The organism is Marinobacter sp. ST-43 (assembly GCF_030541085.1).
Classification (GTDB): domain Bacteria; phylum Pseudomonadota; class Gammaproteobacteria; order Pseudomonadales; family Oleiphilaceae; genus Marinobacter; species Marinobacter nauticus.
In genome coordinates this window covers 97,011-117,055 of the sequence record NZ_JASSVO010000004.1, presented here as the reverse complement: position 1 = coordinate 117,055, position 20,045 = coordinate 97,011, and the positions used below count along the sequence as shown (strand labels likewise).

The following is a 20,045-nucleotide window of genomic DNA, read 5'->3' as shown; positions in this document are numbered from 1 at the left end:
ACTGACTTACACCGAGAGATGGCGACGGAAGAGCAACAACGCCGCCGTGAAGAACACCCCGCCAATGGCCATCAGAGCCAGCATCTGTGGCCACACCACCTCCAGCCCCGCACCGCGGTACAGAATGGCCTGGGCCATGCTGACAAAGTGGGTGGTGGGCGACGCCAGCATCAGATCCTGCACCAGCTCGGGCATGCTTTCCCGGGGCGTGATTCCGCCCGACAGCAACTGCAAGGGCAGAATGGTGAGAATCAGCAGCAGGCCAAACTGGGGCATGGTTCGGGCCACGGTGCCGATCAGAATGCCGATGGCGGTGGTGGAAAACAGGTGAATCAGGGCGCCGAGCAGAAACAGCAACACTGACCCTGCCACCGGCACCTGTAGCCAGCCCTGGATCACCAGCGTTACCGACAGCGCCGCGGCCAGTAACACCACCAGACCATTGGCCCACACCTTGGACGCCATGATTTCGAAAGGCCGCAACGGCATCACCATCAGATGCTCCACAGTCCCGTGCTCCCGCTCCCGGATCAGTGCTGCCCCGGTAAGAATGATGCTGATCAGGGTCACCTGGGTGATCAGCTCCATGACACCGCCAAACCAGGTTCCGTCCAGATTGGGGTTGTAACTCACCCGGGTGACCAGCTCGATCGGTAGCCCGGTGCTGGCAGAGCTACCCGGTTGCAGAAACTCCGCCACTTCTGCCATCGCAAAGCGCTGAATGTAATTGGTGCCAATAAAGGCCTGGCTCATGCGGGTGGCGTCGATGTTCAGCTGCAACGCCACCGGGTTGCCCTGCCGGACATCCCGCTCAAAGCCCTCGGGAATCACCAGGGCAAAGGTATGGCTGCCCTTGTCCAGCAGGTCGTCGATGTCGCCGTAGGCCACCAGATCCGGCTTCAGGAACCATGGCTGCTGGAGCGAATTGATGATGCGGCCAGACAACACCGTCTGATCTTCGTCCACCACGGCGATCGGTGCGTTGTGAAGCTCCATGGAGCCGGCGGAACCTGCGGTGTAGATCATCACCGTAAACGCCACCAGCACAAACACCATCAATGCCTTGTCCTGCCACAGACTGCGCAGTTCCTTGATGCCGAGGTGCCAGATGTTGCGTAAGGAATTCATGTCAGCGCCCCTGTTTTCTGAGCAACGCCACCGCCATTACGGTCAGCACCGGAACGAACGCCGCCAGGGCCAGGAACGCGCCCTGCATATCCGCCAGCGACAGGCCTTTGGTAAACACGCCACGGCTGATCTGCAGGAACCAGGTCGCCGGCCAGACGGGACCGATCAATGCGCCGGCACCGCTCAGGGACGACACCGGTTCGGTCAGGCCGGAGAACTGCACGGTCGGCAGGATGGTGAGAATCGCAGTGGCCGCCAGGGCGGCAATCTGGGTCGAGGCAAAGGTCGACATTACCTGACCCAGGGCCGTGGTGGCCGTCACAAAGAGCAGGGCGCCGAAGGTGAGCGTCAGCAGGCTGCCTTTGATCGCGACATCAAACACGTACACCGCCAGCAAGACCAGGCTCACGTAGCTGATCATGCTGAACGCGATGTAGGGCAGCTGTTTGCCCAGCAAGAACTCCACACGGGTAACCGGAGTGACGTACAGGTTGGTGATGGAGCCCAGTTCCTTTTCCCGAACAATGCCCAGGGCCATCAGAATGGCCGGAATAAAGATCAGCAGAATGGGGATAACCGCGGGCACCATCGCATCCAGGCTCCGGAAGTCCTGGTTGTAGCGATACCGGTCCTCCAGCGTGACCAGTGTCAGTGTGGGTACCACGCCCAGAGTGCGCTGGGCCAGCTCCGTCAGGTAACTGATGTGCATGCCTTCAACGTAACCCAGGATGGTCTCGCCCCGGAAAGGCATGGCACCATCCACCCAGACCGCCATTTCAGTCGGTCGCCCCCGTTTCAGGTCTTTGCCGAAGCCCGGCGGAATCTCAATAGCCAGGCTTAGCTCGCCGGAGCGCATGCGTTGTTCCAGCTCCTGGATATTCTGCAACTCCGGTTGTTGCAGGAAATACCGGGAGCCGGACACCGCCGCAATGTAATCCCGGCTCTGGGGTGTCTGGTCCCGATCCAGCACGGCGAACGACAGGTCTTCGACATCCAGGGTAATGCCGTAACCCAGGATCAGCATCAACAACGCGGAACCGATAAAGGCGAAGGCCATTCGAATGGGGTCCCGCAACAGTTCCCTCGCTTCCCGGGTGGCGTAAGCGAGCAAGCGCCGGGGACTGAACACGGTCGGCCGGTCACCATGACTGGCGGGCTCCAGAGCCAGTTGGTCGGCGCCGGTCTCCGGCTCTTTATCCACCGCTTCCAGGGTTTTCATGAACGCGCCTTCCAGGCTGTCGGTGCCAGAGGCTTCAACCAGTCGATCGGGCGTATCGCAAGCCAATACTTCGCCCGCGTGCATGAGCGAAATCCGGTCGCAGCGCTCACCCTCGTTCATGAAATGAGTGGAGATAAAAATGGTCACGCCATCTTCCCGCGACAGGCGCATCAACAATTGCCAGAACCGGTTGCGGGCCCCCGGGTCGACGCCTGAGGTAGGTTCATCCAGGATCAGCAATTCGGGCTCGTGCACCACAGCCACGGCCAGGGACAGCCGCTGGCGAACCCCAAGTGGCAGGGCGCCTGCTCGCTGGTCCAGTACATCTTCAAGACCGAACTCCCGAACCAGCACCGAAATACGCTCCGGGATTCTGGTGTCCGGCAGGTGAAACAGCCGGGCATGCAGATCCAGGTTCTGGCGCACGGTGAGCTCGCCATAGAGCGAGAAGGCCTGGGACATGTAGCCCACCTTCTGCCGGGTGGCCAGGTCTTTGGCATCCAGTGGTTCACCGAACAGCCGGACTTCGCCTTCCGTTGGAGTCAGCAATCCGGTGAGCATTTTCATGGTGGTGGTCTTGCCACAACCGTTGGATCCCAGAAAACCGAAGATTTCGCCTTTCGGGATGGAAAAGCTGACGTTACGAACCGCCGTAAAGCTGCCAAACCGCAGGGTCAGATGCTCAGCCTCAATGGCCGGCGTCTGGTTTTCCCCGGTTGGCTCTCGCTGCGCAGCAATAGCCGTATCGCCGCTTTCCTGCACCTGCCGGTTTTCGGGTAACAGCGCGATGAAGGCATCGTCCAGCGTCTCGGTATTGGTCTGCTCACGGAGTTCGGCCGGTGAGCCTGTGGCCAGTACCTTGCCCTCGTCCATGGCCACCAGCCAGTCGTAACGTTCGGCTTCTTCCATGTAGGCCGTGGCCACCAACACGCTCATACCGCTGCGTTGTCGGCGAATGGTATCGATCAGATCCCAGAAACGCTTGCGGGAGAGCGGGTCCACGCCGGTGGTGGGTTCATCCAGAATCAGCAGATCGGGGCTGTGGATAAGGGCACAGCACAGCCCCAGCTTCTGTTTCATACCGCCGGACAGCTTGCCGGCGGGACGGTCCCGGAAAGACAACAACCCGGTAGCTTCAAGCAACCGGTCAATCTGATCCTTCCTGGAGGGGCCTCGCAAACCAAACAGATCGGCGAAGAAGGCGATGTTCTCGTCCACCGTCAGCGTATGGTAGAGATTACCGCCCAGTCCCTGGGGCATATAGGCAATGCGGGGGGCGACCCGGTTACGAAACCTCTGGCTGCGCATATCGCCGCCAAGCACCTGCAACTCGCCGGTCTGCAACTCACGGGCACCGGCAAGCAGGCCCAACAGTGTGGATTTGCCCACCCCGTCCGGGCCGATCAGCCCAACCATGCAGCCAGACGGAAACGTCAGGGATAGTTCAGACAGCGCATCGGTTTCCCCGTAGCGATGGCTGACTCCTTCCAGCCGGGCCACGGTCTCAGTCATTGGGCAAAGCCACTTTCAGGCTCTCGGGCCAGGGCTGGCCCTCATCCAGTCTTACGTAGGCTTCGCCCGGTACGCCGGTTTTCACCCGGTCCCGATAGGCTTTGAGCAACTCCGGATCAATCCGGATACGAACCCGGAACATCAGCTTCTCCCGCTCGCTGCGGGTTTCCACAGACTTCGGCGTGAACTGGGCTTCGGCGGCGACGAAGCTGACTTCCGCTGGCACCACATAGTCCGGCAGGGCATCAAGAACGATCCGGGCTTCAGAGCCAACCCGGACTTTGCCCGCCTGGGCTGTGGGCAGGAAGATGGTCATGTACACATCGGTGACATCCAGTACCGTGGCTACTTTGCCACCGGCGGCCAGCACCTCGCCCGGCTCCGCCAGCCGATACAGAACCCGGCCACCCACCGGCGTGGTCAACTGACTGTCATCAATATTGGTCTGGATACGGCGGGCACTGGCTTTGGCAGCTTCGATACTGGCATCGGCAGACGCCACTTGTACTCTGGCGGCCTGCAATGCCGCCTCGGCGGTTTCCGCCGCGGTACGGGCGCGGTCCAACTGCTCCTGAGAGGCATGGCCCCGATCGGCCAGCGATTCAATACGGGCCAGTTCGGCTTGGGCATACCGACGCTCGCTTTCCCGTTGGGCCACCACGGCCTCGGCCAGTCGCCGGCTCTGCTCGGCCTGGTGCAAACTGGCTTGCGCCGCTGCCAGGCTGGCCTCAAGTTCGTCGGTATCCATCACAGCCAGCAACATGCCGGCTTCAACCATGTCGCCCTCGCGGACTTCGAAGGATTCCAGGCGTCCGGGTATTCGGGTGGCAATATCGACTTCGGTGGCTTCAATACGACCGTTACCAGAGCCAATATGCTCCGGCACCTGATCGCCTTTCGGCATCAGGTACCAGGCTGCAACGGCAATCAGGGCCACGATCAGCACAACGAGAAAAAGTTTGGGAGCGGTGTTGGTGCTTTTCTGGGCCATGTGTCGTCCTTGAGGGGAAGAATAGGTATGACAGGGTAAGTATAGAGCAGAAGTGTAACGTTCAGGCTGACGGGAATCAAAATAGCTTCCAATCTATCCCGCCCGTCAGCTTGCCACGAACTCAGTAAGCGCCGCGGATCAGGTCGATACCGGGCTTGAGCACGCTACGCCACGCCTCTCGGAGTTCGGGCGTGTATTCCGGATCGTGAGCGCGGACCGTTTTCAGCAATGCCTCCTGCCAGAGGTCGTACCACTCAGGCTGAATATTGTAATTGTGGCGATTATGGCTTTCTCCCAGATCCCGCAATTTGCGGTCGGACATACCCCGGGCAACCAGGATGATCTGCATCACACCGTTACGCAGCAGATGGCGCTGAGCAGACATATCCGTGTTCAGAAACCGGTTGCGGATGGCATCGGAGCTGGACATAAAGAAGTCGTAGAAATCCACAAAGAATTCATCCTTGCGGCAGCAGCGACCATAGCTCTGGAAAACAAGATCGGTCGGGTTCATTTGCAATCAGTGTCCTTGATCATCGGGGGGGTTGTCATTAAGGGCCACGGATTCTAAGCAAGCGAACAGGTTTTTCCATAGTGATATGTAACAACTGACGTCGATCGCGACAATTTGACGCTCTCTGAATCAGGTGTTGGTGAACCACCAGGTCGGCAACAGGCCACGCACCGGTCGTTTCAGAAAGCGGTCATCAATCAGCCAGATTACGCCCCGGTCGTCCGGGGTGCGGATCACCCGGCCGGCGGCCTGGGCCACTTTCTGCAGGCCGGGGATCACGTAGGTGTAGTTATAGCCTTCGCCAAATCGTTGTTGCAGGCGCTCTTTGAGGATTTCATGCCAGGCATCAAACGGTGGCAGGCCCAGGGTGGCCACAAAGGCGCCAATCAGCTGGTCACCAGGCAGATCGATGCCTTCGCTGAACACGCCGCCGAGTACCGCGAAAGCGATGCTGCCTTCAGGCTTCCGAAAGTCAGCCAGGAACTGCCGACGCTGCTCCGCACTCATCCCCGGTTGCTGTGAACGCTGGGGAATATCAGGTGCCTGTTTTGCCAACGCATCGCTCACCTCTTTGGCGTATTTAAAGCTGCTGAAGAACGCCAGGTAGTGGCCCCGCCGTTCCCGGTACTGTTTGGCGATCAGTTCGGCGACGGGCTGCAGGCTGGCTTCACGATGCACCTGCCGGGTGCTGATGCCGGGTGTGAACTCAACCTTCAGTTGTCCGGCGCTGAAAGGGCTGGGCAGGGACGTGAAGCGGGCGTCTTCCGGCAAACCAAGCAAATCCCGGTAATACACGCCGGGGCTGAGGGTTGCGGAGAACAGCAGTACCGAGTGCGCGGCCTTGAAGCGTTCAGTGAGGAAATCCGCCGGGATCAGGTTCTGGATGGTCAGGCGGGCCCGGCCACGGCCGCTGCGCTGAAATTCGCACAGGGAGTGGTCGCCGAAGCTGTCCGCCAGTTTCATAAAGGCCACGATTTCGAACAGGACTTCCTGCAGGGCGAGGTCTGGCGGGTTGTCAGCCAGGTAGTCAGTGATCACCGAGACCAAGGCCTGCAATGCGCCCAGCAGTTGCGCCGGCAGGGTGGCCAGGAACACCGGTTGCGCCTGTTCACCATGGTCCCGAATCAGCGCCTGCCAGGCCCGGGCAGTGCGGTCCAGCGCTGCTTTCACCGGTTTCGGGGCGGTCTTCTTCAGCTTCAATAACCGCTGTTGTTCCAACTGCACCGAGTACATGCCTCGGGCACGATCCACCAGGTTGTGGGCTTCGTCCACCAGCACGCTGGCCTGCCAGTTGTTCTGACGGATCAGGCCGTGCAACAGGGCCGACTGGTCGAACAGGCGGTTGACATCGCCAATGATCAGATCGCACCAACGGGCCATTTCCTGGGCAAGAAAATAGGGGCAAATATCATGATCTGCGGCGATTTTCGCCAAATTCTCCTGATTTAACGGTTCTTTGCTCTGCACCGCCTCGGCCCGGGCGTCCGGCAGGCGGTCGAAAAACCCTTTCGCCAGCGGGCAGGATTCGCCGTGGCAGGCTTTGTCCGGGTGTTCGCAGGCGTCGTCTTTTGAAACCAGCTCCAGGGTACGCAGCGGCCAGGGTTGTAGCTCATCCTGGGCGTGTCGCAACTTATCCACAGCATCCAGCGCCAGCTGCCGGGCGGTGTTGCGGCAGGTGAGGTAGTACAGCCGGTCCTGCTTTGCCGCGGGCATGGCCATCAGGGCCGGAAACAGGGTGCCCAGGGTTTTACCCAGGCCGGTGGGCGCCTCCAGCAGCAGGGTGCCGGTTTTGACCGAGTTCTTGTACACGGTTTCCGCCAGTTGCCGTTGCCGGGGCCGGAAGTCCGGGAACGGAAAGCGCAGTTTGGCCAGCAGCGCATCACGCAGCTCCCGGTGGTGTTCTTCCTGCTCGGCCCAGGCCTTGTAAAGGCCACACAGGGTTTCCAGTTCCTGCCACAGTTCGCCCGCGGTGGCGGTTTCGGTGAGCACGGTTTCCTTGTCGCGGCCGGTGTCGTAATACACCAGCGCCAGTTCCACGTTTTTGCGGTTTTCCTGTCGGCACAGCAGGGCGCCGTAAGCCCGTAACTGGGCCCGGTGCAGGGCGCGCTGGTGGGGGCGAATGCGGGACACATCGCCCCGGTGGGTTTTGATTTCTTCCAGCCGGTTCTTGTGCGGGTGGTAACCATCGGCCCGACCGGAAAGCTGCATTCCCAGAACCTTACCGGTCAGTGAGTACTCGCTTTTATAGCCGTAACCGCGTTTAGCCTGGATCGCCTGGTGGCCGGCAATGCCCTCTTCGCTGCTGGGCGCCGGGGTGTAGCGGAAGTCCAGGTCGCCGTGGCGGGCGGCGAACTCACACAGGGTGCGAACGGCGACTTTCACCCGCGAGCCTCATCATCCTGCCATCGCACATAGCATACGCTGGCCGGGATGCCTTGCCGGGCGAAGAACTGCAACCAGCGCACCTGGTGGTCCTGCAGGCGGTCGCCGGGGCCTTTTACTTCGATCATTTCATAACGCTGTTCGGGTTGCTCCGCGTCCGGTACAAACCGGATCAAATCCGGAAAGCCGCTGCGGTGTTCCTTGATGTTGTTCAGCAGGCGCCGGAACAGGGCCTCCAGGTGGCCAGAGGGAATGCAGTGCAGGGCCAGCTCTAAAAGAGCTTCATCCAAAACCGGCCAGAACACGAAGGGATTGGCGATGCCCTGCTTGTTCTTATAGGTGTCGAGGATTTCCCTGCGATAGGCGCCGGTGCCCAGCAAACGGAACCTTTGCTCGAACGCCTGCTGGCGACGGGCAACGAAGTCTTCCCGGGTCAGGTCTGCCGGGCCAATATGGAACGGATGAAAGAAGGCGCCGGGCAGGGGCTGGAAGATCACCGGCCAGCACAGCAGACCGAACAGGGCGTTAATCAGGGTGTTTTCCACATAGAACACCGGGGCGTCATCCGTGCCCAGATGCTGCAGCGCTGCCAGCTCCACCGTACCGGTGTCCGGCTTCGGCAATGTGAGGGTGAATTCCTGCAATGGGGGGTTATCCACAGGCTCGGGCTGGTCGGCCCCCACTTTCGGTGCCAGCCGTTTCAACAACCGGCTCAGGCCCTGGGCTTCGGCATCGCTCAGTTCCGTGGCCTGCCACTGGCAGGCTATGGCCCAGGCCTCCTCAAAACGCTTCATCCGTTCCAGTAAGCGAAGCTGTTTCAGCTGCGCTTCCCGGTGACCGCTGTTTTCCAGGACCTCAAGTGCCAGTTCCCGTTCGCCCTGGCGCTCCGCCTGCCGGCCCAGTTCCAGCAATAAACGGTCCCGTCGGCTGGCAAGCCAGGGATTATCCACAGGGCCCGGGACATCGGGCCAGACGTCCACCGCCGGTTCGCCATTTTCGAGCCGTTCCCGGCATTGGTGCATCTGCAGGTAGCAATCCACCTCGGCCCGCTGCTGGAAGGCCCGGGATGCCGGGGTAAATGGCACAGACTCGAACTGCTGAACGCCCAGTTCCACCAGCACAAAGTCGGTCCAGCTCTGGCGCAGATTGCCGAAGAACATCAGGCGGATGCGATCGAACAAGGCCATGTCCTGCAACCGGACCACAGTCGAAGCCTCACCGCCACCAGGCAGCCAAGCCCCCAGGGCTCTTGGTGCATTGAACGGTTCCGCCAGCAGCTCCCGCATCCGGGCCTTACCCAGCGTTTTCGGGTGACCCTGCTGTTGCAACCAATCGGCGAACTCCGGCCGTAATTCTGCCAGGGTAAACAGCCGGAACAGGTCGTCCACGCTTAGCTCCGGCGCAGGATCCAGCCAGCCCGCCTGCACCAGTGTCCTGAGTGCTTCCGATTCCGGCACCGGCAGTTCGGGATAACGCAGCTTGTCGGCCCGGAACAGCTCTCCGGTACGCATTACCATGCGGGTCAGCAGCGCCCGGGGCCCGGTGGCCAGGCCGCTGAAGGCCGCCAGCCGGTTTCGCTCCTGTTCCGTTAACAGGTCCGCGTGGTGGTTCGCGACCCAGGCCACCAGAATATCCATGTTCTCCAGATAATAGAGCGGATCATCCAGGCTGGCGGGAACCGGTCGGTGCTTGATCATAGGAATGCAGACGTTGGATTGGCAGAGAGGCACAAACTTTACGCCGGATGGCGGGCAGGCTCAAACCTGTTCCATGCACAAAAATTAATCATCACGAGCCTTGCCAATTTATTTAATGATAACTATTATCATTTGCATCAAGACAAGGAGGACGCCATGAAATTTCTCTGCCCACGCCACCGCCGGATGTTTGCCAGTCTTTCCCTGAACGAGAAAAATGATCTATGGCTGCTCTGGATGGAATATGCCTTTACCTTCAGCGAAAACCAGGATTCCGACAAGCTGGTGGCCGCCACCGGCAGTGCTTTCGATCTGGCGTGCCTGGCCCGCAAACATCACCCGGACTGCATGCAGGTAGAGCTGACCCTGGCGGCGATACTGGTGTGCCGGGCGCTGCGCGACCGTGGCGACATCAGCGCCGCCGAGCATGTGCTTTTCCGGGCTCTGGACAGCCTGCAATCCAGCGAGCCCTGCCCGGGTATAACCGGTCGATGCAGCACCGATGAGTGTCTGGAGGTATTGCTGGATCATCGTCGCCATTCGGCATTCTTTGCCGAGTACCTGAACTGGCCCTCGTTCCCGTTCACAACGCCGACAACACGTCCGGCGATGGCCATGCACTGACAGGTTTACGGAGGAGCTATGGGTATGCCCTTCACACGCCCGAACCCGGTTCAGGCGCACAAGATTGAAGATCTGAGCTGGCTGGAGAGCCGGCATCATGACCGGGTCTGCATCAGTATCGATGCCGGGAGCCTGGCCAGGCTGATGCAAAACAGGCAGTTGCACGCCGAGGATTTCTCCTGTCTGGATGCGTCCTCCCAGAGTCTGGTTCGTCATCTGCTTCTGGCTTGTCTGCGGCATTCCTGACCCGGCCGACATCCGGATTCGCAACCTCTGTCTTTTGAACAATCACGACTGCCCGTGTCGCTCCGTCAGGTTACGATGGAGTACGCCTGACGGTCCGTATTCTCGGCCAACTGCGGTAAGCTGTGGCCCGAGGATTGAATTGTTCATCAGACAAGGAAAACCATGGCCGACTCCACAGCCATTGAACCCGGCTTTCACGCCATCCATGCCAACCATCTGGAAGACCTGCGCCGCGCCGTGGTCTATATCTGCCGGCAGAACCCCATGCCGCCGCTGCAGAGCGAGACCTTTCTGGTGCAGAGTAACGGCATTGCCCAGTGGCTGAAGCTGGCGCTGGCGGAGAAGCGCACCGAGGATGGCGTGGAAGGCGGCCTGGGCATTGCCGCCGGCATGGATTTCCTGTTTCCTGCCCGGTTCATCTGGCAGGCCTATCGGGCGGTGTTGCCCGACGGCGAAGTACCGGAGCAGTCCCCCTTCGACAAGCGCCGCCTGGTCTGGCGGCTGTACCGATTGCTGCCGGAGCTTGTGGGGCAGGATGAGGCGTTTACGCCACTGGCCCGATTCCTGGACGGCCGCGATACCGACCTGCGCAACTTTCAGCTGGCCGAGAAAGTGGCCGACCTGTTCGACCAGTACCAGGTGTTCCGGGCCGACTGGCTGGCGGCCTGGGAGCAGGGCAAGGATGTGGTAATCACCGCTCGGGGCGAGGAGAAAGCCCTGGATGCGGAAACCCGCTGGCAGCCGCTGCTCTGGCGCAAGCTGGTAGCAGATACAGGCAGCGAGGCCCACACCAGCCGCTCGCAGATTCACACCCGCTTTATGGAACAGGGCCAGCGCATCAGCGAACCGGCTAACCCAGCCCGCCTGCCCAGACGCATCGTGGTGTTCGGGGTCTCGTCTTTACCCCGGCAGGCGCTGGAAGCCCTGTATGTCCTGAGCCGGTTCAGCCAGGTGGTACTGTGTGTTCACAACCCCTGCCAGTTCTACTGGGCCGACATCATCAGCGACCGGGAACTGTTAAAAGCCGAACGCAAGCGGGGCGCAGCACACCCGGTGTTGTCGCAAATTGACGACCCGGACCAGTTGCACCAGCACGCCAACCCGTTGCTGGCGGCCTGGGGAAAACAGGGCCGGGACTACATTCGCCTGCTGGATGAGTTCGACAACCCGGACGACTACCGCGCCAGTTTCCAGACGCCGGGCCAGAAGATCGACATCTTCACCGACCATGGCGATGTGGATAACCCCTGCCTGCTGCACCAGTTGCAGAACGATATCCACAACCTGACGCCGCTGCAGGAAATCCGCCAGCAGCAGCGCACGGTGGATCTGACCCGCGACCATTCCGTCGTGTTCCACGACGCCCACGGCCCCCAGCGGGAAGTGGAGATTCTGCACGACCAGCTGCTGGCTGCGTTCAATGCCGATCCGACACTGCGGCCCCGGGATGTAATTGTGATGGTGCCTGACATCAACGTGTACGCGCCTCATATTCAGGCGGTGTTCGGTCGCTACTCGCCGGGCCGCAAGCGCCACATTCCGTTCACCATTTCCGACCAGGGACAGCGCCACCACGAACCCGTGCTGATTGCCCTGGAAACCCTGATGTCATTGCCCCGAAGCCGCTTCGGTGTGAGCGAAATCATCAGCTTGATGGAAGTAGCCGGCATCCGCGACCGCTTTGACATCAGCGAAGACGACATCCCTCTGGCCCGGCGCTGGGTGGAAGGCGCCAATATTCGCTGGGGCCTGCATGGCAAGCACCGGGAAAGCCTGGACCTGCCGGCAGAGCTGGATCGCAATACCTGGCAGTCCGGGCTGCGCTCTATGCTGCTCGGTTACGGCATGGGCGATGACGAACCCTGGGGCGGGGTAGAGCCCTATGGCGAAATCGGCGGGCTGCAAGCCAGCCTGGCCGGGCGCCTGGGCGAGTTCGTACACCAGCTGGAAACCCTGTGGCAGGCACTGCAGGCCACCCGCACGCCCGGGGAATGGGAAGCCCTGTTCTCCGCCATGCTGGAGCAGTTTTTCCACAAGGTGGAAGGCCAGGACCTGCTGTTGCTCAACCGCTTCCGCCGTCAGTTGGAGCAGTGGCTGGACGATGCCCTGGCCGCCGGACTGGAACAGCAACCGCTTCCCCTGAATATCGTCAAGGATGTGCTGCTGCAGGGCCTGGATGAGGGCGGCCTGAACCAGCGTTTCCTGGCCGGCAAGGTCAACTTCGCCACCCTGATGCCGATGCGGGCCATTCCGTTCCGCAAGGTGTGCCTGCTGGGCATGAACGACGGCGATTACCCTCGCTCCCGGCCGCCGGTGGATTTCGACCTGATGGCCCAGGATTATCGGCCGGGGGACCGCTCCCGCCGGGAAGACGACCGCTACCTGTTTCTGGAAGCCTTGTTGTCCGCCCGGGAACAGCTGTACATCAGCTGGGTGGGGCGCAGTATCAGGGACGACTCCGAACGGCCACCCTCGGTGCTCATCGGCCAGTTACAGGACCACCTGAACAGTCTGTGGACCGTGGCGGGGCAACCGGATGGTTCTGTTACCAAGGCTCTGACCACCCAGCATCCGCTGCAGCCTTTCAGCCGGGACTATTTCCCCAGAACCAACGGCGTGGGCGAGGGTGAAGAGACCCAACCCAAACCCCTGGCCGACGTGCTGCAGGCCCGGGGACTGTTCACCTATGAACGGGAATGGCGCAGCGCTCATGCCGTGGATAACCCGGAGCAGAGCCGGGAAGCGCTGCCGTACCAGACGCCCGAAGAGCCCATCAGCCTGAACGAGCTGGCGAATTTCCTGAAAAAGCCCATCGACACCTTCTACCAGCGCCGGTTGCAGGTGCGCTTTGAAGCGGTGGAAGAAGACGACACCGATAACGAAAACTTCGACCTGAACGGCCTGGACCGCTGGCGCCTGGACAACGAGCTGATCCAGGAGGGTGTCGTCAAAGCCGCCAGCGAAGAGGAATTGCACGAACGCCTGGAAGCCACTCTGGACCGCATGGCCCGGCGGGGCGACCTGGGTATGGGGGTGACCGAACATCGCCTGCGCACCGAGCTGGCCGGCCGCCTGCCAGACCTGTTTCAACGCTATCGCGGCGCGCTGACCGAGTGGCCGGAAGCAGTGGCCGAGCCCTTACCGTTCGAGTGTCGGTACTCGGATAGCACAGGCGCCGTGGAGGTGGTCGATTTAATCGACAATCTGCGCTGCAACCCTTCAGGACAACTGTGCCGACTGGTGATCGCCAACGCCGGTCTGCTGACCGGCTCCGGTTACTCTAAAAAAGTCCGCTACGCCAACCTGCTGCGAGACTGGTTGATTCATCTGGCCGGGCAACTCAGCGGCCAGCCCTTTGAAACCCTGATCCTCGGTAAGGAAGAAGGCCGTAAATTCCACTTCCCGGTCATGGCCCCGGAGCAGGCACAAAAGCACTTCGAAGCCATTCTGGGCCGCTGGATGGAAGCCACCACCCGGACCCTGCCCATTCACTGCGAAGCCGGCTTTGCCTGGATCACCAGTTTCTATGGCGGCAAGAAATTTATCGGCGACCACGAACGGGCCATCAGTGAAGCAGAACAGGCCTATTCCACCGCCCTGGACCGGGACACCGGCTACCTGCTGGGTGCCTTCGAAAGTCCCGAGGCACTGATGGCGAGCGGCGAGTTTGAAGCCCTGCTGCATCAGCTTTATGTGCCTCTGTGGGAAGCCGAACAGGGCAAGTCGGCGGCGGAGCAAATCGGGAGCATGGAATGACGGAACAGAGAACCAACCGAAACCCGAATCTGAACCCACTGGCCCTGCCCCTGAACGGCAGCGCGCTGATCGAGGCCAGCGCAGGCACCGGCAAAACCTTCACCATCGCCATCCTTTATGTGCGCCTGGTGCTGGGCCATGGCCAGGCAGAAGACAGCCCGCTGCAGAACCTGTTGCCGCCTAACCTGCTGGTGGTCACCTTTACCGACGCCGCCACCAAGGAGCTGCGGGACCGCATCCGCACCCGGCTGACCCAGGCCGCCGAGGTGTTTTCCGACGCCGCTGACCACCTCGAACCCACCCCGGAAACCGCACTTATCCACAAGCTGCGGGATGACAGTTACCCAGACCCGGCCAGGTGGCCTGACTGCCGCAAGAAACTGCTGCTGGCCGCCGAATGGATGGACGAAGCGGCGGTATCCACCATTCACGGTTTCTGCAACCGCATGCTCAGCGAACACGCCTTCGACAGCGGCAGCCTGTTCAAGCTCACCCTGGAAACGGACCAGAGCGAACTGCTGGACGAGGTGGCAAGGGATTACTGGCGCACCTTCGTTTACCCCTTACCACCGGCCCTTATGGACGAAGCCCTGAGCCACTGGAAAACCCCCACCGACCTGCGCAAGGCGGTACGTAACCTGATCGACGACCCGGATGCTCTGGGTACACCGCCCCAGAGCGTACACGAAGCCATTGACCAGGTGGTCAGCGAACGGCTCGCGCGGGCCGGTGAACTGAAAGCCCACCCTTGGGCCCAGTGGCAACAGGAAGTCACTGACCTGCTGAACGATCTGAACAAAGGCAAGCGCCTGCACGGCGGCAGCAAGAACGCCATGCTCAAGGTGTGGGAATTTCTGGTCGCCTGGGCCGAATCCGACGAGCTGTTGCCGGAGAAGCTGGACAGCGCTGCCGGTTACAAGAACCAGACCCCCGAGGGTCTGGACAACATCCTGAAAGGCGACGACCCGGCACCCCATCACCCGGCGTTTGACGCCATCGACGCCTTGCTGGCCTTCGGCCAGAACCCGCCCAGTGCCAAGTCCGACATCCTGCGCCACGCCAGCCACTGGATTGCCGGGCGACTGGAAGCGGAAAAGCAGCAACGCTCGGAAATGGGTTTTGATGACCTGCTCACCCGCCTGGATGACGCGCTGCACGGCCCCCGGGGGGACCAACTGGCCGCCACCATCCGCCGCCAGTTTCCGGTAGCGCTGATTGACGAGTTTCAGGATACCGACCCGGTGCAGTACCGCATCTTCAACCGGATCTATAACGTAGAAGGCAACCAACCGGACACCTGCCTGCTGATGATCGGCGATCCGAAACAGGCCATCTACGGTTTCCGGGGCGCCGATATCCACACCTACCTGCAGGCCCGCCTGGGTGTGCAGGCACGCACTTACACCCTGGGCAAAAACTTCCGCTCCGCCGAAACCATGGTGAGCGCCGTCAACCGGGTGTTTGAGCACAGCGACCAGTTCAGCGCCAGAGGCGCCTTCCTGTTCGGCAAGGGCGACAGCACGCCGCTGCCGTTCCAGGGCGTCGATGCCAACGGCACCAGGCGGCTGTGGTCGGTGCAGAGTGAAGTCCAGCCCAGCCTGGTGTTCTGGACCCACGAATCCGGTGAAACCGACAAAGAGGGCAACCCAAAAGGCCTCGCCAAGGGCACCGCCACGGCCGAAATGGCCGAAACCTGCGCCAGTGAAATCGCCCGATTGTTGACCCTGGGGCAGGGAAGGCAGGCCGGCTTTGCCTTGCCAGACAGCCCGGACGACCTCGAACCCGTTGAACCCAGCGACATTGCCGTACTGGTGAATAACCGCAACGAAGCGGCTGCGGTGCGGGACGCCCTCGGCCGCCGGCGTATCAAAAGTGTGTACCTGTCGGACCGGGATTCAGTATTGACCTCCCGGGAGGCGAACGAGGTACTGTGCTGGCTGCGCGCCTTTGCCGAACCCCGGCAGTTGGCCTTCATCCGCGCCGCGCTGGCCACACCGACCCTGGGCCAGAGCTGGCAGGCACTGGATCGGCTGCTCACCGACGAGCTGATACTGGAACGGGAAATCGAGCGCTTCCAGCGCTACCAGCAACAGTGGCAGAGCCAGGGCGTACTGCCCATGCTGCGTAGTTTTCTGATGGACTTCGAGGTTCCCGGCCGCCTGCTGCAACGCCCTGACGGTGAGCGAAGACTGACTGACATCCTGCACATCGCCGAACTGCTGCAGCAGGACAGCCTGCAACTGGACGGCGAACATGCCTTGGTGCACCACTTCACCCAGATCCTGCGGGCGGCAGACGAAGAAGACGAACACCGCACCCTGCGCCTGGAAAGCGACGCCGGTCTGGTAAAAGTGATCACCGTGCACAAATCCAAGGGCCTGGAATACCCGCTGGTATTCCTGCCCTTCGGCACCGCCTTCCGGGCAGAGAACCCGAAGCAGGCGTATGTTCGCTACCACGACGACACCGGCAAGCTGGTGACCGTGTTCGATCCGACTCCGGAAGACATTGAAAGGGCCGGCCAGGAACGCCTGGGCGAGGACATCCGTAAACTCTATGTGGCCCTGACGCGGGCCCGGTTTGCCACCTGGGTGGGCGCGGCGGCTGTGGATAACTGGTATCAGAGCGGCCTGGGCTATGCGATTGCCGGAACACCGGAGCAGTCCATCAGCCAGGCTCTGGCCTCACTGGCCCAGGGCCGCCCGGAAATCCGGATTTCCCCGCTGCCGGAAGCCGGAAACACAATATTCACCGAAATGGCCCCGGACGCCCTGGGCCCGGCGCTGATCTCCACGCGGGAAGCGAAGGAAGACTGGTGGATCGCCAGCTACTCCACCATCGAATACACCGGCATGACCGGCACCGGTATTACCTTCACCGGCGAGGTGGAAGACGCCCAGACCCAGAACCTGCTGGAAGAAAGCGCCCAGAATGACACCGGGGAGGCCCCCGCCGTACCCGCCGTACGCAACCACCATCATTTCCCCAAAGGCGCGGGACCCGGCACCTTCCTGCACGAATTGCTGGAATGGTGCACCGCCCAGGGCTTCCAACGGGTTGTGGATAACCCGGAGCTGTTGCACGAGCAGCTGGCCCGCCGCTGCTCCACCCGGGGCTGGGGCGACTGGATCGAGCCCCTGCAACAGTGGCTGTTGGGGCTGATCCGCAAACCACTGCGACTGGATCGCAATGGCCAGGATGCCGCCAGCCTGGCGCAGTTGGCCAATCTGCGCCCGGAGCTGGAGTTCTGGTTTGAAAGCCGTAACGTCAGCATCCATACACTGGACAAACTGGTCACCCGTTACACCCTGAACGGCGCGGACCGGCCCCGGGCCGAGGCCAACCGCTTCAATGGCATGCTCAAGGGCTTTATCGACCTGGTGTTTGAACACAAGGGGCAGTATTACGTGCTGGACTACAAATCCAATGCTCTGGGCGAGGACGACGACGCCTACACCGACCAGGCCATGGGCCAGGCGATTCTGGACAAACGCTACGACCTGCAATACATCCTCTACCTGCTGGCCCTGCACCGGTTGCTGAAGGCCCGTTTACCGGGATACGACTACGACCAGCACATTGGCGGCGCGGTGTACCTGTTCCTGCGAGGGGTGAACTCCGCCAGCGGCGGCGCCTTTACCGACAAGCCCCCCAGGGTGCTGATCGAACAACTGGACGCCCTGTTCGATGGCGAGCCGGTGTCCGGGGAGGTGGCTGCATGAGCCGTACCCGCCATACCGAAAACCAGTTTGCCCTGGACCTGGGTGACGACACGCCAGTGAACCGGGCGGCCACAGAATCACCGGAGGCTGTGGATAACTCCCAGCTGCTGGCCCATCCTGACGACACCGAGGCGCTGTTAGGGCAATGGCAACAGGCCGGCTGGATTCGCCCGCTGGATACCGGCTTTGCCCGGCTGATCAGGGAACTCAGCGAAGAGCAGGGCGAAGGCCCGCAACCACTGGTGCTGCTGTTGGCGGCACTGACCTCGCACCAGGTGGGCCGGGGGCACGTATGCATCGATCTGGCCACGCTACTCGACGATGCCGGCCAGACCCTGGCGCTGCCGCCGGAAGAACCGGCCAATACCGGCCTGTCTGAGAGCGAGGTGGCCAACCTGCAAGGGCGTTATCCACAGGAACTGCTGTCACGGGTACAGCTAACCGATTGCCTCGCAGCCCTGCAGGGTTCTCTGGCCGTGAGCGATGGCTCCGTGCCGGCACCGCTGGTACTGAACGGCACCCGACTGTACCTGCGCCGGTTCTGGCGTTACGAACAACGCATTGCCGAGGGCATTCAGCAACGACTGGCCTTGCCATCGCCGCTGGCCGACCCGCAATCGGCGGCCTCCCAAACCTTATCCACAGCGCTCAGCAAACTGTTCCAGTCCACAGAGCCGGTGGATTACCAGAAACTGGCCTGCGCTCTGGCCGCCCGTAACCGCTTCGCCGTGATCACCGGTGGTCCGGGTACCGGCAAGACCACCACCGTGGTGAATCTTCTGGCAGCCCTGCAGGCCGTGGCCGGGGAAAGCCCGGAGCGGGCAGGGCGCAAGTACCGTATCCGCCTGGCCGCACCCACCGGCAAGGCCGCCGCCCGGCTGAACGAATCCATTGGCGGTGCGGTCAGCAAGCTGCCACTGGCCGACCTGCCCGGCTCCGTGAAACTGGAGGACATTCCCACCAAGGTCACCACCCTGCACCGGCTACTCGGTAGCCGGCCAGACACGCGCCAGTTCCGACATCACCGAGACAATCCGTTGCTGGTGGATATCCTGGTCATCGATGAGGCATCCATGGTGGATGTCGACCTGATGGCCTCGGTATTCGATGCCCTGCCCGCCAGCGCTCAGCTGATCCTGCTGGGCGACAAGGACCAGCTGGCCTCAGTGGACGCCGGTGCGGTGCTGGGGGAACTGTGCCAACGGGCCCTGGACGCCCACTACACGCCGGATACTGCCCGTTGGCTGGCTGCCATCACCGGCGCGCAGGTGCCGGATAGCCTTGTGGATAACTCCGGCCAGCCACTCGACCAGGCGGTGGCGATGTTGCGCAAGAGCTACCGCTTCGGACAGGACAGTGGTATCCGTCAACTGGCAGAAGCCGTAAACACCAGCGAGCTCACCAGCCAGGTACTGGGTCATATCCGGGACGCCGGGTTTGATGATGTAATCTGGCTGAACGGCCAAACACCAAAACCCGATCCGGATCAGACACTTGAGCTGATCTGCCACCACGCCATCACCGGCTCACCGGAGGCTTTCCGAAACGCCGGCCAGGGCCGGGTGGTGAATGGCCAGGCGCTGCCAACACCGGTAGGCTATAGCCATTATCTGGAAGTTATCCACAGCTGTGATTTGACCGCCGACAGTCCCCGGGAAGCCTGGGATGCCCACGCCGCTGAGGTGTTGGAAGCCTTCAACGATTTCCAGGTGCTGTGTGCGTTACGCAAAGGCCCCTGGGGCGTGGAGGGCTTGAACCAGCGTATCGCCCAGAAGCTGCTGGCTGAAAAACTGATCGACAAAACCGACGGCTGGTACGCCGGCCGGCCGGTGCTGGTCACCGGCAACGACTACAACCTCGGCCTGATGAACGGGGATATCGGCCTCACCTTCAGTGTACCCTGGGATAAGACCGAAACCGGCGAGCCAAAAGCGACCCTTCGGGTAGCCTTCCCGAGCAGTGACAGCACCGGCGGCATTCGCTGGATTTCCCCCAGCCGTTTGCAGCAGCTGGAAACGGTATACGCCATGACGGTGCATAAGTCCCAGGGTTCCGAATTCAACCACACCTGTCTGGTGCTGCCGGATCGCCTCAGCCCGGTACTGACCAAGGAACTGGTGTACACGGGCATCACCCGGGCCAGGAACTGGTTCAGCCTGATTACCGGCGATGCGCAGGTGTTCAAAGACAGCGTAAGCCAACAGGTGGTGCGGGCTTCAGGACTGGCGCTTCGGCTCGGAGAGCAATAATGGCC

At 61.6% G+C, this 20,045-nt stretch carries 11 protein-coding genes; 5 read left to right on the top strand and 6 right to left on the bottom strand.

Annotated features, from left to right (window positions below):
* Positions 1–6 precede the first annotated feature (6 nt).
* The 6 genes from QPL98_RS08090 to QPL98_RS08065 form a co-directional block, all read right to left on the bottom strand.
* Positions 7–1,128, bottom strand: a complete 1,122-nt coding sequence (locus tag QPL98_RS08090) for an ABC transporter permease (RefSeq protein WP_141066707.1) — start codon at positions 1,126–1,128, stop codon at positions 7–9.
* A gap of 1 nt (position 1,129) precedes the next feature.
* On the bottom strand, positions 1,130–3,859 hold the full coding sequence (gene rbbA / locus QPL98_RS08085; RefSeq protein ID WP_141066706.1) for a ribosome-associated ATPase/putative transporter RbbA: 2,730 nt from the start codon (positions 3,857–3,859) through the stop codon (positions 1,130–1,132).
* Complete coding sequence (locus QPL98_RS08080; protein WP_022992636.1) at positions 3,852–4,850, bottom strand: HlyD family secretion protein; 999 nt, start codon at positions 4,848–4,850, stop codon at positions 3,852–3,854. Before QPL98_RS08080 ends, rbbA begins: the two co-directional genes overlap by 8 nt.
* Before the next feature lie 121 nt (positions 4,851–4,971).
* The gene (locus tag QPL98_RS08075) at positions 4,972–5,364 is read right to left on the bottom strand and encodes a globin domain-containing protein (protein ID WP_011783597.1); all 393 of its coding nucleotides are present in this window, start codon (positions 5,362–5,364) and stop codon (positions 4,972–4,974) included.
* Between the two features lie 129 nt (positions 5,365–5,493).
* Complete coding sequence (locus QPL98_RS08070) at positions 5,494–7,746, bottom strand: ATP-dependent DNA helicase (RefSeq protein ID WP_303293069.1); 2,253 nt, start codon at positions 7,744–7,746, stop codon at positions 5,494–5,496.
* On the bottom strand, positions 7,743–9,443 hold the full coding sequence (locus QPL98_RS08065; RefSeq protein ID WP_141066704.1) for a VRR-NUC domain-containing protein: 1,701 nt from the start codon (positions 9,441–9,443) through the stop codon (positions 7,743–7,745). Before QPL98_RS08065 ends, QPL98_RS08070 begins: the two co-directional genes overlap by 4 nt.
* Before the next feature lie 156 nt (positions 9,444–9,599).
* Between QPL98_RS08065 and QPL98_RS08060 the strand changes: the two genes are divergently transcribed.
* From QPL98_RS08060 to recD, 5 genes are all read left to right on the top strand, one after another.
* The gene (locus tag QPL98_RS08060; RefSeq protein WP_023011924.1) at positions 9,600–10,067 is read left to right on the top strand and encodes a hypothetical protein; all 468 of its coding nucleotides are present in this window, start codon (positions 9,600–9,602) and stop codon (positions 10,065–10,067) included.
* A 24-nt stretch (positions 10,068–10,091) separates the two neighbouring features.
* Positions 10,092–10,313, top strand: a complete 222-nt coding sequence (locus QPL98_RS08055; protein ID WP_141066703.1) for a hypothetical protein — start codon at positions 10,092–10,094, stop codon at positions 10,311–10,313.
* Positions 10,314–10,475: 162 nt separating this feature from the next.
* Complete coding sequence (gene recC / locus QPL98_RS08050) at positions 10,476–14,069, top strand: exodeoxyribonuclease V subunit gamma (protein WP_141066702.1); 3,594 nt, start codon at positions 10,476–10,478, stop codon at positions 14,067–14,069.
* Complete coding sequence (gene recB, locus QPL98_RS08045; RefSeq protein WP_303293068.1) at positions 14,066–17,791, top strand: exodeoxyribonuclease V subunit beta; 3,726 nt, start codon at positions 14,066–14,068, stop codon at positions 17,789–17,791. Before recC ends, recB begins: the two co-directional genes overlap by 4 nt.
* Positions 17,788–20,040 carry an exodeoxyribonuclease V subunit alpha gene (recD, locus tag QPL98_RS08040; protein WP_303293067.1) on the top strand — a complete coding sequence of 751 codons (2,253 nt, stop codon included), beginning with the start codon at positions 17,788–17,790 and terminating at the stop codon, positions 20,038–20,040. The genes recB and recD overlap by 4 nt, the downstream gene beginning before the upstream one ends.
* Positions 20,041–20,045: the final 5 nt, after the last annotated feature.

Excerpts from the sequence above, each read along its gene's own strand:
- rbbA (WP_141066706.1), bottom strand. The coding sequence starts at position 3,859 with ATGACTGAGACCGTGGCCCGGCTGGAAGGAGTCAGCCATCGCTACGGG.
- QPL98_RS08055 (WP_141066703.1), top strand. The coding sequence starts at position 10,092 with ATGCCCTTCACACGCCCGAACCCGGTTCAGGCGCACAAGATTGAAGAT.
- recB (WP_303293068.1), top strand. The coding sequence starts at position 14,066 with ATGACGGAACAGAGAACCAACCGAAACCCGAATCTGAACCCACTGGCC.
- QPL98_RS08060 (WP_023011924.1), top strand. The coding sequence starts at position 9,600 with ATGAAATTTCTCTGCCCACGCCACCGCCGGATGTTTGCCAGTCTTTCC.
- recD (WP_303293067.1), top strand. The coding sequence starts at position 17,788 with ATGAGCCGTACCCGCCATACCGAAAACCAGTTTGCCCTGGACCTGGGT.
- recC (WP_141066702.1), top strand. The coding sequence starts at position 10,476 with ATGGCCGACTCCACAGCCATTGAACCCGGCTTTCACGCCATCCATGCC.
- QPL98_RS08080 (WP_022992636.1), bottom strand. The coding sequence starts at position 4,850 with ATGGCCCAGAAAAGCACCAACACCGCTCCCAAACTTTTTCTCGTTGTG.
- QPL98_RS08065 (WP_141066704.1), bottom strand. The coding sequence starts at position 9,443 with ATGATCAAGCACCGACCGGTTCCCGCCAGCCTGGATGATCCGCTCTAT.
- QPL98_RS08090 (WP_141066707.1), bottom strand. The coding sequence starts at position 1,128 with ATGAATTCCTTACGCAACATCTGGCACCTCGGCATCAAGGAACTGCGC.
- QPL98_RS08075 (WP_011783597.1), bottom strand. The coding sequence starts at position 5,364 with ATGAACCCGACCGATCTTGTTTTCCAGAGCTATGGTCGCTGCTGCCGC.